Genomic DNA, 16,086 nt, shown 5'->3' with positions numbered 1-16,086 from the left:
TTTGACCTGACATGTCTGAAAACACCTACGCCGCGGCAGGCGTCAACATTGAAGAAGGCGACCGCGCAGTTGAACTGTTCGCGCCACTAGCTAAGCGCGCAACCCGCCCAGAGGTCATGGGCGGACTCGGTGGCTTCGCTGGGCTGTTCAAGCTCGGTGAGTACAAAGAGCCAATCTTGGCTGCTGGTTCCGATGGCGTGGGCACTAAGTTGGCTGTTGCGCAGGCGATGGATAAGCACGACACCATCGGCATTGACCTCGTAGCCATGTGCGTGGATGACCTGGTTGTCTGCGGTGCAGAACCGCTGTTTTTGCAGGACTACATTGCCGTGGGCAAGGTTGTGCCAGAAAAGGTTGCGCAGATTGTTGCCGGAATCGCAGAAGGCTGCGTGCAGGCAGGCTGTGCACTACTCGGTGGCGAGACCGCTGAGCACCCAGGCGTCATGGACGAAAATGACTATGACGTCTCTGCTACCGCAGTCGGCGTTGTTGAAGCAGATGAGTTGCTCGGCCCGGACAAGGTTCGTGATGGCGATGTCCTCATCGCCATGGGCTCTTCCGGCTTGCACTCCAACGGCTACTCACTAGCGCGCCACGTCCTGCTGGAAAAGGCTGGCCTGCCGCTCGATGGCTACATTGATGAACTGGGCCGCACCCTGGGCGAGGAGCTCTTGGAGCCAACCCGCATCTACGCTAAAGACTGCCTGGCACTGGCAGCTGAGTGCGAAGTTTCCACCTTCTGCCACGTCACCGGCGGTGGCCTGGCCGGCAACCTAGAGCGCGTCATTCCAGAAGGCCTGACCGCTGAAGTTAACCGCGCGACCTGGACCCCTGCCGAAATCTTCCGCACCATCGCCTCCTTCGGCAAGGTCTCATTGGAAGAGATGGAAAAGACCTTCAACATGGGCGTTGGCATGATTGCGATTGTCTCCCCAGAAGACCGCGACCGCGCCCTAGCCATGCTGACCGCACGTCACCTTGACGCGTGGGAGCTGGGCACCGTCCGCACCAAGAAGGAAGAAGACACCGCCGGTGTCATCATGCACGGCGAACACTCCAACTTCTAAGTGAGCTTCTCGGCGTCAGCCGAGAAGCCTCCGGGGGAAGCATAAAAACACACAAATACCGCACCGGTGGCAGGAAATATCTAGGAACCAAGAATTCCAAGTGGTGCGGTATTTATGTGTTTTACAGTGGAAGGAGTCGGGGAGTTACTCAAACCTCAAGGCAATAATCTAAGATTTCAAGCCCTGAGGTTTTCCACTCCTGCGAAGGCGCCTTTTAAGATCTAGCGCCGGTCATCATCCTCATCCTGGTCGTCGTCCCATTCATCGACGTAATCGTCGTATGAATCGCCGTCGTCGTCATCATCCTGTGAACGTGAATCACTCGGGCGCTGTGAAGCAAGCTCCCGTTGAAGTGAATCCAAGTCCATATCAGGCGTGCTGTACTTTAGTTGGCGTGCAACCTTGGTCTGCTTTGCCTTTGCGCGTCCGCGTCCCATGTGCATGACCCCCTTGAGGTGTGTAGGGCAATCCAGGGAATTCGGACGCCCCATCGGCTGTAATCTTGTATATGTTCCTGTTAGACACAATAGCCTGTACAGCAGCAAAATGCCGCACTGACCCCCGCCCTTGGTCTTGACCTGCGGGTTTAGCAGGTCCTTTGGGGCGTGAATTTAATAAAAGCGTCGTTTAAATACACTCGTGCGTGTACTTAAAACTTAAAGTCGCACGAGCGTTGGTAGAGGAACTAGATTAGGGCCAAATTTTGCGCGTCGGGGAGTGCTTATCTGCCGCGCAACTTATCAACTGCGCTGCGTCCGAGCTTGTCGCCTTCATCCGTTGGCAGGGAGTCTTCATCAACCGTCGCAGCACAATCGCCGATAAGTAGTTCAGGCGCGGCAGCACCGGATTTTCCTTCAGCTGGCAATGCGGAACGTTTGACCACGCCAATGGCGATGGGGCCGTACTCAAAGTCATCAATGATGGTGCCCAGGCGGCCAACGCGGCGGCCACCGGAAGTAATCTCAGCGCCAATCTCTGGCATCTCCGGCACGGAGCCATCAACATGCATGAGAACCATCAGGCGAGGGGAGCGGCCGAGATTTTCAACACGCGCGACAGTTTCTTGGCCGCGGTAGCAACCCTTGTTCAGGTGCACAGCACCTGGCAGATGTCCGCGCCCAATCCAATGCGGCACCTCATGTGGAATCGATTTATCGTCCAAGTCAGCGGCGCGCTCAGGTTCAAGGTTGCGAACGCGTTCAGCGGTATAGGCCATGAGGCCTGCCGGCTTAAAGCCGGCCTCAATGAGTGCGTTAGCCATTTCTCGCAGCTGCTCCCGCGGCACCGCAATATCAGTGCGTGGAGTCTGCGTCCACGCATCAAACTTGCGTACAAACGCGGCGGCCTCCTGGACCTGTGCTGGCAATTCTGGAAGCGTGCCCAGCAAGGTGATAACCGCCAAGTCAGCTTCAGTGACTTCCACCTTTGACCAGAAGATCATCATGGTCAAAAATTTGAAGAAGGACTCAAACTCAGCTTCGGTGGTGTCCAGATAGAAGCCATCTTCCACACGCACGATGTCGGCGTGATGAAGGATATGGCCCTGGATATCTAAATCCAAAGCAGTGGCGGCATAACCCGTGTCAGCATCATCGAGCTTTTGCGACAGCAGGTTATTCAAAAACTCTGGCGCATCAGGTCCAACAACAGAGATAACTCGACGCTGCGAGCGATCTACCAGCACAGGGGTATCTAAATGAATTGCGCGTTGTTCAACCAGCGGGTCTCCGTAATGCCACGCAACTCCCTTGGAGTCAATCAGCGTTTCATCTTGTACGACCGCCGCACCCGGCAATTGCATCAGGGGCGAAGTATAACTCACAGGCACTAGCGTACCCGCCCTTTAAGCGAAAAGACACCCTCGGGCATTCAGGCGTGGGGTGTGGTGAGATTAATCAAGCGTTGCCAAGACGCATGTGGTTAAGCAAGGCATAATCGAAGCCATGGTTTCTACTAAGCCGGTTATCTTTGTTGTTGAACCTTTCGGAGGTTCCATTCGCTGGCATAACCCCTCGCTTCCTTTGATTTACTGGGATGACTATGCCGTGACCCGTGGCGACGGCATCTTTGAGTCGATCCTCATTCGCGATGGTCAGGCGGCCAATATTGAGCGCCACGCGCAAAGATTCCGCACCTCAGCCGAAGCCCTGGGGCTTCCTGAACCCATCATTGAGTCGTGGATAAGCGCTACCAACGCCGCTATTGAAGAATTCGGCGACGGTGAAGGGAAGTGCACGTGGACTTACTCCCGGGGGCGGGCTTCAACTGGGCTGCCAACAGCGTGGGTCGCTATCCAGCCAATCGCGGATGACGTCTTGGCGCAGCGCGATAACGGCGTGCGGGTGATGCTCAGTGAGCGCGGATGGAGTTTCCCATCCGAGCTGCCGGCAAAGACATTGAATTATGCTGCGACGATGGCCACGCTGCGTCTAGCGCGCGATCGGGGTTTTGATGATGTCATTTTCACCGACCCCTATGAGGGCCATGTGCTGGAAGGCGCAACCTCCACGGTGGTTACGGTGAAAGGCGATAAGCTGCGCACGCCTTACGATGACACCATTTTGCCGGGCACCACCCAAGCCGCGCTGTTTGAATACGCAGAGAGCCAAGGCTATCGATGCAAACAGAAAGTACTCGACGTGGACTATCTTCTGGATGCTGATTCCGTGTGGTTGGTATCTTCCATCCGGGTAGCTGCGCGGGTGCGCCGGCTGGGGGAGCATAAATTAAAGGCTCCGGATAACGAGCAAGAAATCCGAAGCCTTATTGATACCGCAATGTCCGCTAATTAACCCGCGACGCGGCGCAGCTCAGCTGACATGTATGGGCGCATCTCATCATCGACGAGGCGTTCATCAACCCAGCCCAGGTTGTTGTTTGGCATCAGGCCGTACATGCGCTTGCCTGGGCCTAAGTTCTTCGGGCCGGTCTCAGTGACCATGGTGGATGCGGACTGCAGCTGCCATGCGCGTTCATTAAAGACTTCACCGTAGAAGATTTCCACGATGCCGTTGGACGAGGTGTAGGTCAGTTCAATCTCATCCTTGGAGGAGATGCGCCAGAAACCGCTCTCGCGAACATCGTGTCCGGTTGCCTTACCTTCAGAATCAATCTTCCAGGTACGGGAGCTATAGGTCAGGTATTCGCCACCATCGTGGGCAACGATGAGTTGCTGGCCGAAGTGGTACTGGGTGCCATCGGAAGCGTGAGCTTCACCCTCGCCCTGCCATACACCGACGAGTGGAAGAAGGCCCAGGAGGGCATCGTTGAGCGAAGGTCCCTGGCGTAGGTTAGCGGTATCTGGCTCTAGTGCTTCATCCGCGAACTTAAAGGTAGGGATGTTCTGGCTAGCAGCATCTTTCCATGCCTCAGCGGCCAGGTTCACTGCCTCATTGCCGTTAAGGCGGCCGTTGTCGCCGGTGTTTGCTGCGAGTGCATCAGCAGCGGAATCTGGAATATTTTGTGCGTTATTTTCTGAAGTATTTTCGCTCATGGTGCACCAGCCTAGTCGGACAGCCCCACGGGTTCTTAATTCTGGGGTTGGGCCAAAACACACAGTTATTGCACATCACTAATCCTGTCATCAACCCGGAAATCACGATAGGCTTGGAAAACGTGCGTGCACTGATGATCTTAAACCCGAACTCAACGACTCAATCCAGCGAACTGCTGCGCGAGATCTTGCCTCCGCTATTCGCCATTGAGCAGTTGAAACTGTTCGTGCGTCATACCCAATTTCCTGGCCATGCCGAAGAAATGGTGGCAGGACTGACGCGTGATGACTATGACCTGATCATCTTGCTGGGCGGCGATGGCACTGTGAGCGAAGCCATCAATGGCATGCTCGGCTCGGCTGATACGGAAAGCCCCAGCCCGGAGACTCTTCCGAAGCTGGCGGTCATTCCAACTGGCTCCGCGAATGTTCTGGTTCGTGCCTTGGGCTTTTCCGCCGACCCTGTTGAAGCGGTTCATGTGCTGGCCCGGTTGATCGAAAAAGATATCTCCCGGACCATCTGTCTGGGCACCTGGAATGACCGCTGGTTTGGTGTCAACGCAGGTTTCGGCTTGGACGCTGACGTGTTGGCGCAAGTTGACCGCGTGCGCGAGAAGGGCTTTTCGGCCACTCCGTTTCGATACCTCATGGTCACCGCGCGAGCATTTGGCCGCGCGCGAAACAACCCGCCAAAAATCAATGTCCGTGCAGTTTCTGATGACGGGGAAGAATTCTCACTCGACGAAGCGCCAGTATTGCTTGCCTCTAATACCAACCCCTGGACCTTCTTGGGCCCACTTCCAGTGGGGACCAACACTGAGAACTCCTTCGATGGTGGGCTGAGTCTGTTCGGTGTTACCGATATCTCTGGCCTGGGTGGGCTTATCGGCGTGCTGCATCTCTTCGGTGCCGATCCAAAGCGCGTGCTGAACAAGTTCTCCACTGCCCGCACCATTGACTTTGACCACGCAAGCTCTGTGACGCTGAGCTGCCCAACCCCGCACCGTTTCCAAGCAGATGGGGAATCAGAAGGAAAGCTCACCGAAGTAAAACTGCGCTCGGTGCCAGACGCAGTGGAGGTCTATGCCCCACGCGCGGCCCGTGCTCCGCATGAGCGGAAGCTGCGCGAAATTCTGCGCGACTTCATCCGCGTCTTCTAGTTGCACACTAGCGTTGGCTAGTTCTCGCGGCCTTCGCTGTCATAACGGCCATCGATTTCGACAGGGGACAGCTGGGAAACATCCAGCGTGGTGTTGCGGTGCTGGGTTTCAAAAGTGATGGAACCGCCCTGCAGGCGAACAGCGGTTGCCTGCGCAGACAGTGGAAGGTGGCGGGTATCCAAGGAATAGCTGAAAGCTTCAGCAACTCTGTCATTTTCGGCGTTGACGGGGGTCATGATGAATTTTTCATCGATAAGCCGAAGCGTCACCTCCACCGTGGTGGACTCGTCATCGCCTGGAAGGGTGCCCACCAGATCGGCCTCAGCAGAAGTACCCGACGTCGGCGAGATGTTCTTTGGATTAGCAATCTGCAAGTCATTAATGCCCATTAAACGGCCCAAAGACACAGCATCAACGGAAATGGCACGCGACCACGTGGAGACCGAAGCGCCTGTGAAATTGCCGCTGAAGAGCTGATCTGGGGTGACCTGGACATCGCGCAAAGTAGTCGAAGCATTGACCAGGCCAAGGCGAGGAACCTCAATATCCAAAGCGTTGACTTCCATCAAAGGAATCTCATGGTCCGGCATGATAGCTGCACCTAAGTAAGGCATGCCGCCGACATACACCTGTGGAGTATTTTCCAGCTGAGCCTCAGCTTTTACCTGCTGCGCAAGGGTGTGTTCCGCGTGCATGGCAAATCCTGTATCCACCACGCCGAGCACACCGACAACAACGGCAATTCCGCCGATGATCTTCAATGGGCGAACAGCGCGCGCCGGAATAGTCACGGTGGCCGTGGTGTCTGCCGTGGTGTCTGCCGCGGTATGGCTCATGGTGCATTCCTAACTGTGATGGTGCGTTGAGTAGAAGCTTACTTACCTCATGGTTCATCACTAGGGTGGGGATATGACTTTTAATGTGCAAAGCGTCAACATCACAGACAGTGCTGAACTAGCTGCCGCAGTAGAGGCCGCAGCCCAAGAAACCTCCAAGCATGACGGGATTGACCCGTTTTCTGAGCAGTACTTATTTGGCTTGCGCGATCCCCGGCTGGGGCATAAGCACTGGATTATTGAACAAGAAGGCCAGGTAGAAGCCATTGCGGCAAACGATGGCTCAAGCGCGGAGTTATTTGTGGTTCCTTCCGCACGGCGACAGGGCCGCGGCACGGCGCTGTATGAAGCAGTAGCGCCAACGCCAGTCTGGGCGCACGGCAACTTTGAGGGTGCGCAAGCCCTGGCCAAGGCGAAGGGACTGGATATCACCCGTCACCTGCTGGTGATGGCGATTGAGAGTGCTGCATTGAAAGCGGCAGCGCAAAAGCCTGAAACTGACTTAGAAGTAGCCAACTACGCGGAATCGGTAGAGCGCTTTGGCAAGGACCACGTTCAAAACCAGTGGCTCAAGGCCAATAATGAAGCCTTTTCCTGGCACCCAGAACAAGGCGGCTGGGACCTTGACCGCTTGCAGCGCGGCATGGAACCAGACTGGTTTGATGAGCGTGACGTCATCTTTTTCTGGGATGTAAATGGTGAAACTTCCGGCGAAACGCAGCCGGAAATGGCAGGATTCCACTGGACTAAGTGGCACGAAGAGGTGGATCCAGGATTCGGCGAAGTTTATGTCGTGGGTTTGGCAGATGCGTATCGCGGACGCCGCCTCGGCGGACCACTTTTGAACGCGGGACTGCAGCGTATGACAGAAAAAGGCGCTGAAAGAGTCATCCTTTATGTGGAAGCAGATAACGTGCCGGCAGTGAAAGCCTATGAGCGTTTGGGCTTCGACATCGCCGAAAATCACGTGGTTTATAAGACGCAAACTAGATGAGACGTCTACAAGTGATCAGTTTCACTGTGAAAATTGTCTAAGTTAACCAGTTGTTAACCGGAAAGCACTATTGCGGTTAACCCGCGCCCGATAGGTTTGCAACTCGTGAGCACAACAGCCTGAGATTTGGCTGCTTAAAACTCTTGAAAGATTTAAAGAAAATCTTTCAAGGGAATAGGAAGCCCAGCGCAAGAATGTGTTCGGACAATCAAAAACTTCCCTGAATTTAACCGGAAAGGTTTCCCCGTGATTCGCAACTTTAAGCGCTCCGCTGCTGTCTTTGGTGCTGTTGCAGCATCTTCCCTCGCTCTTGTAGCTTGCTCTGATTCCGCTGAGGACACTTCTGCTGAAGGTGGCTCCGAGGGTGAGTCCGCTGTAGAGCTTCCTGGTGGCTACTCCCTATCCGGCGCAACCGGTGGCCTTGTCGCTGAGGGTGCATCCTCCCAGCAGAACGCAATGGACTACTTCGGCGCTAAGTTCCAGGAGGTCACCGGTGGTGACGCATACTTGGAGTACAACCCAACCGGTTCCGGTTCCGGCCGCACTAACTTCGTTGACGGCAACGTAGTCTTCGCCGGTTCTGACTCCCCACTGGAAGATGAGCAGGTAGACGCAGCTGCTGAGCGTTGCGGAGGCAACGAAGCATGGCACCTGCCATTCGTTATCGGCCCAGTTTCCATCGCGTACAACCTTGAGGGCGTTGATGAGCCAATCAACCTGTCCACTGAGACCCTGGCTTCCATCTTCGCCGGTGACATCACCTCTTGGAGCGATGAAGCAATCGCTGCTGACAACGAGGGCGTAGAGCTTCCTGACACCGACATCTCTGTTGTTTACCGTTCCGACGAGTCCGGTACCTCTGACAACTTCCAGAAGTTCCTGACCGCTTCCACCGGCAACTGGGAGGGCGAAGGCACCAACTTCCCAACCGCAGTTGGTGAGGGCGCGAACGGCTCTTCCGGTGTTGCAACCCAGGTTCAGCAGATTGACGGCGGCATCACCTACGTCGAGAACTCTCACGCAGTTTCCTCCGGTCTGGACGTTGCAAACGTCGATTTCGGACAGGGCCCAGTTGAGCTCAACGAGGAGTCTGTTGGCCAGGCGCTCGAGTCCATGGAGTTCACCACCGAGGGCAACAACATGGTTGTTGACGCTGACGTGCTGTTCGCATCTGACGCTGGCTACCCACTCATCCTGACCACTTACGAAATCGTCTGCTCCGGTGGCTACACCGAGGACGAGGCAAACTTGGTTAAGGACTTCCTGATGACCGCTCTGGCATACCAGGATGAGGGCTTGTCCGAGGCTGGCCACATTCCAGTGTCCGGTGGACACTACGACCGCCTGGTCGAAGCTGTAGAGGCAATCAACGGCTAGTCTTGAGGTTGTTCATTATGAACACCCTGCACTTCCTAAGTTAGAACCTTGGGGAAGTAAAACGCCCCCGCTGGCTTGTATGGTGTGTCTGAGACACTCCGTTAGAGCTCCGGGGGCGTCGCGCCGCTTAGGCGGTGACTGTGACCAATAACAAATCCCATGAAGTTGAAGGACTGCGCCATATGGCTGACTACAACTCGACCTCGGGCGACCACGTCAAGCTGGAAGATAACCGAAGTGCAGAAGCACATCCGGTTACCGTGAACTCCAGCAAGAACGAACAGCCTGCAGGTGTCAATGACGGTGTTAAGTCGGGAAGCGTTCGCCGTCCAGGCGACCGCGTATTTGAATTCCTTTCCACGGCATCCGCAACGCTGATTACGGTATTCATTGCCGCTATCGGTATTTTCCTTGTCCTCCGTGCACTTCCTGCACTGAACCGAAACGCCAATGGATATCTAGGATTCTTCACGTATTCGGATACGTGGAACACCTCCGATGTTGACAACATGTACTTCGGTATTCCGAACCTTTTTGCAACAACGGTCATGATGTCAGTCTTGGCGCTGATTATTGCTATGCCGATCGCGTTGGGCGTTGCAGTCTTCTTGTCCAACTACGCACCGAAGTCCATTGTTAAACCAATGGGCTACCTGGTGGACATGCTGGCTGCGGTACCTTCCATCGTATACGGCCTGTGGGGTTGGCTCGTTCTAGGGCCATTCCTCTCAGGCTTCTACGAATGGCTTGAAAGCTGGGGCGCAGGTTTCTTCTTGTTCTCCACCTACAGCAATACTCCATCGTTTGCTACAGGACGAAACATCTTTACCGGTGGCATTGTCCTGGCGATTATGATCTTGCCGATCATTGCAGCGACCGCACGTGAGGTCTTTGTCCAGACTCCTAAGGGGCATATTGAGGCTGCACAGGCCCTGGGCGCGACCCGGTGGGAAGTTGTTCGTATGACCGTTTTGCCTTTTGGCTTGTCCGGTTACGTTTCCGGTTCCATGCTGGGACTTGGTCGTGCACTGGGTGAGACCATGGCACTGTACATGGTTGTTTCCCCATCGTCGGCATTCCGTGGTTCGTTGTTCGATGGCGGTACGACGTTTGCTACCGCCATTGCGAATGCAGCGCCGGAGTTTAACAACGATATCAAGGCAGGCGCGTACATTGCAGCTGGCTTGGTTCTGTTCCTGTTGACCTTTGTGGTCAACGCGATCGCCCGCTCAATGGTCTCGGGCAAGAAGAAATAGGGAGGGCGTAAAATGACTAATGTTGCATCTCCTGCACCAGCCGGAGTGGGTAAAGCTTCTTCGTTCTTGGAAATCTCCGGGAAACGTAAAGCTACTGATAATTTTGCCAAGGTAATCATTTACCTGTGTATGGCGCTGGCGATTATTCCGCTGGTATTTGTCCTGTGGGAACTGATTTCTAAGGGCCTTCCGCCAGTGCTCAATGCCGAGTGGTGGACTCAAGACATGCTGGGCACCATGTACCACCAGAGCGGCGGCGGTGCGTTGCACGCTATCATCGGTACCCTTGTTCAGACCCTGCTGGCTTCCGTCATCGCTATTCCAGTAGGTATCTTCACTGCTATCTACTTGGTTGAGTACTCCCGCGGTGGCTGGCTCGGCCGCACAACAACTTTCATGGTGGATATCCTATCTGGTGTTCCATCCATCGTTGCAGCACTGTTCATCTATGCCGCATGGATTACTGTCCTCGGCTTTGAACGCTCAGGCCTGGCAGTTGCTTGGTCCCTGTTGCTGCTGATGATGCCAATTGTTGTGCGTAACACTGAAGAAATGCTGCGCGTGGTTCCGATGGATCTGCGTGAAGCGGCCTACGCGTTGGGTGTTCCAAAGTGGAAGACTATTGCGCGGATTGTTCTTCCAACCGCGTTGTCCGGTATCGCAACCGGCATCATGCTTGCGATTGCCCGCATCATGGGTGAGTCGGCACCAGTTCTGATTCTGGTGGGTACCACCCCGGCATTGAAGTGGGACCCGTCCGGCGGCCCAATGTCTTCGCTGCCATTGATGATGCTCGATATGTACAAGGCCGGTTTGAATCCGAATGTTCTTGACAAGATGTGGGGCGCGGCATTTACGCTGGTTCTCCTCATCGCTATCCTCAACGTTGGCGCTCGCATAATTTCGGCGAAGTTCTCTGTCAAGCAGTAACGCGTACTACCTACACTTACATTTGTTCCAGGAGTAAAAATGTCAAAGCTCGAACTCAATGACGTGGACATCTTTTATGGTGATTTCCACGCTGTGCAGAACGTCAACATGCACATCCCGGCGCAGGCAGTGACCGCCTTTATTGGCCCATCCGGCTGTGGTAAGTCCACCGTACTGCGAAGCATCAACCGTATGCACGAAGTAATCCCAGGTGCTCACGTCAAGGGTGAAATCTTGCTCGATGGTGAAAACATTTACAACAGCAAGGTTGACCCAGTTTCTGTACGTAACACCATCGGCATGGTGTTCCAGAAGGCTAACCCATTCCCAACCATGTCCATTGAGGACAACGTGGTTGCTGGTCTGAAGCTTTCTGGGGAGAAGAACAAGAAGAAGCTCAAGGAAGTTGCAGAGAAATCTCTTCGCGGCGCTAACCTGTGGGATGAAGTTAAGGACCGCCTGGATAAGCCTGGCGGTGGCCTTTCCGGTGGTCAGCAGCAGCGCCTGTGCATCGCACGTGCTATTGCTGTGGAGCCTGAGGTTCTGCTCATGGATGAGCCTTGTTCCGCACTCGACCCAATTTCGACCCTCGCGGTGGAGGACTTGATCCACGAGCTGAAGGAAAACTTCACCATCGTGATTGTTACGCACAACATGCAGCAGGCTGCACGTGTGTCTGACAAGACTGGCTTCTTCTCTCTCGAGGCAACCGGCCGCCCAGGCCACTTGGTTGAATATGATGAGACCAAGAAGATCTTCGAAAACCCTGACAAGAAGGAAACCGAAGATTACATCTCCGGCCGCTTCGGCTAAACCGCCTATCGGCCCAATCCTCTTCTTCAGGGGATTGCACATATTGATTGTCTGAGCACAAAGTCCAGCAAATTCTTTCCTGCTGAAAAAGGAAGAACAACCTGGACTTTTTTGTTGCCACAACGCAAACACCCCTAGCGCGGAAAACTCGGCTGAGAGCCCCAGGCTAGGGATTGCTGCTTGATGGGGTGTTTTAATTACGGAATTGGCGCTCTAGAGCTTGGAAGCGGGCCTCGGCAGCCGCACGCTGTTGGCTGCTCTCGCGCTCGGCGAGATACTCCTCCGGGGTCATGCCCGTGATAAGGAAGACCACGCGGGCGGCTACGTTGACGCAGTGGTCAGCGTAGCGCTCATAGAAACGTGAAAGTAGCGCGATGTCGACGGCAGCTCGGGTAGTCTCAGTCCACTCGCGGCGAGTAAGCACATTCAGTAAATGCTCGTTGATGTCATCCACCGCGTCATCTTCAGAGGTTAGGCGCAGGGCAACATCTGCGTCAGGATCGACCAAAACATCACGGGTGAGCGCAACCATGTCTTCGACCAAACGTGCCATTTCCTTGAAGTAGCCCAAGTAGGTTTCGGGGATAACCGAGTCGGGATGGCGGCGGCGCGCAGCGTTGGCAATATGCTTTGCCAACTCGCTCATACGGTTGAGATCTTCCACAATATAAATGGAGGACACAACTTGGCGCAGCTCCTTGGCAACAGGATTTTCTAGTGCCAGTAGCGCCACCGCGCGCTCCTCAGAGCGCAGACGCACGGCATCCAACTCATCCGATAGTGAGATGGCTTCTTCGGCGGGCTGAAGATCAGCCGTCAATAGCGCCTGGGAAGCCTTGTGCATGATCGCAGAAACGCCGTCGCACATCACGATCAAATCGTGGGCGAAGGCATTTAGCTCTTCCCGATAAGCATGTCGCATATGGGTAGTTTAGAACATTGCTGCAGATAATGCGCGTTGAAAAGGGGCTACCCCTCATGGGGAAGCCCCGAATATGAGTAAATTCAATGATTTATTACGCCGGTGGCAATTTATCCACCGGAGTGCATCAGTTCAGCGCCCTCAGGAACCGACTCATCTTCCGGATCATCCAGCCAACCCTCAGGCAAAACAACCTTCCCTGGCGAGCCCTGACGGCCACGTGGGCCATCGGCGTCATCGGCAAGCGCTGGCGACTCTGCCCACGGTGCGAGAAGCTCACGCAGCTGCTGGAGCGACTCCACCCGTGCCAGTGCTGAGCGGACCTCGCCGCCGACTGGGAATCCGCGCAGATACCAACCAATGTGCTTGCGGATATCGCGGGTAGCGTGATCCTCACCGTCGTACTGTGCGAGCAGCTCGGCATGGCGAACGATAATCTGTGCGACTTCACCCATAGTTGGCTCCGAAGGGATGTCCTCCCCGCGCAAATGTGCGGACAGCTCGGCGAACAGCCACGGGCGGCCCAGGCAACCGCGGCCGACCACAACGCCATCGCAGTCGGTTTCTTCCATCATGCGGTGCGCGTCAGTGGCCTTGAAGATATCGCCATTGCCGAGCACCGGAATGTTCGTGTCGGCGAGGTGCTCCTTCAAACGCGCAATCTCACTCCAGTCCGCCTCACCGGAGTAGCGCTGCGCAGCCGTGCGGGCATGCAATGCGACAGCGGCCGCACCCTCTTCCACGGCGATGCGGCCGGCATCGAGGTGCGTGTGGTGCTCATCATCAATACCGACGCGGAACTTCACGGTGACTGGAATATCGGTACCTTCGGTGGCTTTGACCGCGGCAGCAACGATGTTGCCGAAAAGGCGACGTTTATAAGGCAGGGCCGAGCCACCGCCGCGGCGGGTAATCTTTGGCACCGGGCAGCCGAAGTTCATGTCAATATGATCGGCTAGATTCTCATCCGCGATCATCTTCGCGGCCTTATACGTGTACTCCGGATCGACGGTGTACAACTGCAGCGAACGCGGATCCTCATCCGGGGCGAAGGTGGTCATCCGCATGGTCTTTTTATTGCGCTCCACCAAGGCACGCGCAGTAACCATCTCACAGACATACAGACCTGAGACGGTTCCGGTGCGCTGGACTTCCTGCTCCCTGCACAAGGAGCGGAATGCAACGTTGGTTACCCCCGCCATCGGTGCCAGTACCACGGGGGAGGAGAGTTCAATGTTTCCAATTGTTAAAGCCACGTGGCTATTGTCCTCTTACTACGACCCTAGAAGCAAGTGTCAGTGACATGCACCCATGCCTGCTCAGGGTGTGGTGGGGAGCCTGTGAATGATGAGTGGACAATTGGGCGTAAACTGACAATGTTCGCTATTGTGGGCTATGTAACTTAACACAGCGCCGCTGCTGAAAATTCACAACGTCGGGGTTGCATGCCCGCGTGTGTCAGTAGTGTGCCACTACTAGGAGGTAATCAATTTGTCTGACAGGATTGGCAATTACAAGGACCTGGTCATGTCTGCTGAAGAGGCAGCCAAGTTTGTCAACCATGGTGACCGCGTAGGCATCTCCGGCTTTACCGGCGCTGGCTACCCAAAGGCCCTGCCAACCGCTATTGCTGAAAAGGCAAAGGCGGCTCACGCAGCAGGCGATGAGTTCCAGATTGACCTGTTCTCCGGCGCATCCACCGCTCCTGACTGTGACGGTGTTTTGGCTGAGGCAGACGCACTGCGTTTCCGTTCTCCTTACAACTCTGACCCAATTCTGCGTAACAAGGCTAACGCTGGTGAGATCCTTTACCAGGACATCCACCTGTCCCACTCCGGCCAGCAGGTCGAAGAGGGCTTCAACGGTGACTTCCAGGTAGCCATTATTGAGGTTGTTCGCATTCTGGACAACGGCAACATTGTTCCTTCCTCCGCTGTTGGTAACAACCTGGAGTACATCGAGGCTGCTGACAAGATCATCCTGGAAGTTAACTCCTGGCAGTCCGAGAACCTTGAGGGCATGCACGACATCTACAGGATTGAGAAGCTGCCTAACCGCCAGCCAATCCCAATCACTGAGGTAGAAGACCGCATTGGTGAGACCTTCATCGAGCTTCCATCTGAGAAGGTCGTTGCAGTTGTTGAGACCAACGCACCAGACCGCAACGCGCCATTTAAGGCACCGGATGAGGTTTCTGAGAAGATTGCTGCGAACTTCATTGAGTTCCTCGAGGGCGAAGTTGCTGCCGGCCGTCTCGCATACGACCGCTTTGTCATGCAGTCCGGCGTGGGCAACGTCCCTAATGCTGTGATGGCTGGCCTGCTGGACTCTAAGTTTGAGAACATCAAGGCTTACACCGAGGTTATTCAGGACGGCATGCTGGACCTGATTGACGCGGGCAAGATGACCGTTGCTTCCGCAACCTCCTTCGCTCTGTCTCCTGAGTACGCAGACAAGATGAATGATGAGGCGGAGCGTTACTCCAAGCACATCATTCTGCGTCCACAGCAGGTTTCCAACCATCCAGAGGTCATCCGCCGCATAGGCCTGGTTTCCTCCAACGGCATGATTGAGGCCGACATCTACGGCAACATCAACTCCACCAACGTTGGTGGCTCCCGCATTATGAACGGCACCGGTGGTTCTGGTGACTTCACCCGTAATGGCTACATCACCACCTTCGTGTCTCCATCCGTGGCTAAGGACGGCGCTATTTCCGCGATTGTTCCTTTCGTTTCCCACACTGACCACACTGAGCACGACACCATGGTCATCATCACCGAGTACGGTGTAGCTGACCTGCGCGGCCTGGCTCCACGTGAGCGCGTTGAGCGCATCATTGCGGTTGCACACCCGGATTACCGTCCGTTGCTGCAGGAGTACTTCGAGCGTGCGATGCAGAACAAGTTCGTTCACACTCCACACGACCTGGAGACCGCATTCGAGTTCCAGATCAACTTTGCTAAGCACGGCGACATGCGCGGTGAGTAGAAGTAAAAGCACGCATTGCTTGCCGATGTTCCCATGCACCGCCAAGCACCTCGCCCCTTAGCTAAATAGGCGAAAGCCAAGTAGTTGCAGCCAACTTGCTAGGGCGCGAGAAATGCAGTGCATGTGAGGGCCTGTCCGGGATTATCTTCGGGCAGGCCCTTGCTGTCGCAATACCTGCTTTATCCTGTATCTTTGCGCAATCGGGTACCCGGTTTTCAGATTTGTTGCCGGTGGCATTAAGATAGAC

Annotated in this window: 15 protein-coding genes; 9 read left to right on the top strand and 6 right to left on the bottom strand. The window is 55.2% G+C overall.

Annotated elements, in window-relative coordinates; translation table 11 throughout:
- The first annotated feature begins 11 nt into the window (after nt 1–11).
- Nucleotides 12–1,067: a phosphoribosylformylglycinamidine cyclo-ligase gene (purM, locus tag CCASEI_RS12205; RefSeq protein ID WP_025388116.1), complete on the top strand. Its 1,056-nt coding sequence runs from the start codon at nt 12–14 to the stop codon at nt 1,065–1,067.
- A 221-nt stretch (nt 1,068–1,288) separates the two neighbouring features.
- On the opposite strand, the gene CCASEI_RS12200 is transcribed toward purM, so the two are convergent.
- Together CCASEI_RS12200 and ygfZ are read right to left on the bottom strand one after the other, a co-directional pair.
- The gene (locus CCASEI_RS12200; protein WP_025388115.1) at nt 1,289–1,504 is read right to left on the bottom strand and encodes a DUF3073 domain-containing protein; all 216 of its coding nucleotides are present in this window, start codon (nt 1,502–1,504) and stop codon (nt 1,289–1,291) included.
- Between the two features lie 284 nt (nt 1,505–1,788).
- Entirely contained in the window at nt 1,789–2,889 is a 1,101-nt protein-coding gene (ygfZ, locus tag CCASEI_RS12195; RefSeq protein ID WP_006823147.1) for a CAF17-like 4Fe-4S cluster assembly/insertion protein YgfZ, read from the bottom strand.
- 121 nt (nt 2,890–3,010) lie between these two features.
- Here ygfZ and CCASEI_RS12190 point away from each other — a divergent pair, with 121 nt between their 5' ends.
- A complete protein-coding gene (locus CCASEI_RS12190) occupies nt 3,011–3,859 on the top strand; it encodes an aminodeoxychorismate lyase (RefSeq protein WP_025388114.1) in 849 nt (282 codons plus the stop codon).
- Here the strand turns inward: CCASEI_RS12190 and CCASEI_RS12185 are convergent.
- Nucleotides 3,856–4,560, bottom strand: coding sequence for an FABP family protein (locus CCASEI_RS12185; protein WP_006823145.1), 705 nt, complete (start codon nt 4,558–4,560; stop codon nt 3,856–3,858). The genes CCASEI_RS12190 and CCASEI_RS12185 overlap by 4 nt on opposite strands.
- A 134-nt stretch (nt 4,561–4,694) precedes the next feature.
- On the opposite strand from CCASEI_RS12185, the gene CCASEI_RS12180 reads away from it, so the two are divergent.
- Complete coding sequence (locus CCASEI_RS12180) at nt 4,695–5,720, top strand: diacylglycerol/lipid kinase family protein (protein WP_170316209.1); 1,026 nt, start codon at nt 4,695–4,697, stop codon at nt 5,718–5,720.
- Nucleotides 5,721–5,737: 17 nt separating this feature from the next.
- Here CCASEI_RS12180 and CCASEI_RS12175 read toward each other — a convergent pair whose 3' ends face one another.
- Nucleotides 5,738–6,556, bottom strand: a complete 819-nt coding sequence (locus CCASEI_RS12175) for an LmeA family phospholipid-binding protein (RefSeq protein ID WP_025388113.1) — start codon at nt 6,554–6,556, stop codon at nt 5,738–5,740.
- Between the two features lie 73 nt (nt 6,557–6,629).
- On the opposite strand from CCASEI_RS12175, the gene mshD reads away from it, so the two are divergent.
- The 5 genes from mshD to pstB all read left to right on the top strand — a co-directional run bounded on the left by mshD (nt 6,630) and on the right by pstB (nt 11,926).
- A complete protein-coding gene (mshD, locus tag CCASEI_RS12170; RefSeq protein ID WP_006823142.1) occupies nt 6,630–7,550 on the top strand; it encodes a mycothiol synthase in 921 nt (306 codons plus the stop codon).
- Between the two features lie 246 nt (nt 7,551–7,796).
- Nucleotides 7,797–8,927 carry a phosphate ABC transporter substrate-binding protein PstS gene (gene pstS, locus CCASEI_RS12165; protein ID WP_025388112.1) on the top strand — a complete coding sequence of 377 codons (1,131 nt, stop codon included), beginning with the start codon at nt 7,797–7,799 and terminating at the stop codon, nt 8,925–8,927.
- A gap of 182 nt (nt 8,928–9,109) precedes the next feature.
- Nucleotides 9,110–10,183 (top strand): phosphate ABC transporter permease subunit PstC, encoded by a 1,074-nt coding sequence (gene pstC / locus CCASEI_RS12160; RefSeq protein ID WP_025388111.1) that lies wholly within the window; start codon nt 9,110–9,112, stop codon nt 10,181–10,183.
- Nucleotides 10,184–10,195: 12 nt separating this feature from the next.
- Complete coding sequence (gene pstA, locus CCASEI_RS12155) at nt 10,196–11,113, top strand: phosphate ABC transporter permease PstA (protein ID WP_006823139.1); 918 nt, start codon at nt 10,196–10,198, stop codon at nt 11,111–11,113.
- A 39-nt stretch (nt 11,114–11,152) separates the two neighbouring features.
- Nucleotides 11,153–11,926, top strand: coding sequence for a phosphate ABC transporter ATP-binding protein PstB (pstB, locus tag CCASEI_RS12150; RefSeq protein WP_006823138.1), 774 nt, complete (start codon nt 11,153–11,155; stop codon nt 11,924–11,926).
- A gap of 193 nt (nt 11,927–12,119) precedes the next feature.
- Here pstB and phoU read toward each other — a convergent pair whose 3' ends face one another.
- The gene (gene phoU, locus CCASEI_RS12145) at nt 12,120–12,848 is read right to left on the bottom strand and encodes a phosphate signaling complex protein PhoU (protein WP_006823137.1); all 729 of its coding nucleotides are present in this window, start codon (nt 12,846–12,848) and stop codon (nt 12,120–12,122) included.
- A 110-nt stretch (nt 12,849–12,958) separates the two neighbouring features.
- Entirely contained in the window at nt 12,959–14,104 is a 1,146-nt protein-coding gene (dusB, locus tag CCASEI_RS12140) for a tRNA dihydrouridine synthase DusB (protein ID WP_006823136.1), read from the bottom strand.
- Nucleotides 14,105–14,339: 235 nt separating this feature from the next.
- Here dusB and CCASEI_RS12135 point away from each other — a divergent pair, with 235 nt between their 5' ends.
- A complete protein-coding gene (locus CCASEI_RS12135) occupies nt 14,340–15,839 on the top strand; it encodes a succinate CoA transferase (RefSeq protein WP_006823135.1) in 1,500 nt (499 codons plus the stop codon).
- Nucleotides 15,840–16,086 lie beyond the last annotated feature (247 nt).

The sequence above is a fragment of the Corynebacterium casei LMG S-19264 genome, assembly GCF_000550785.1.
GTDB lineage: Bacteria > Actinomycetota > Actinomycetes > Mycobacteriales > Mycobacteriaceae > Corynebacterium > Corynebacterium casei.
Note: the sequence above shows the minus strand (reverse complement) of the source record. Positions and strands in the feature narration are given on the sequence as shown.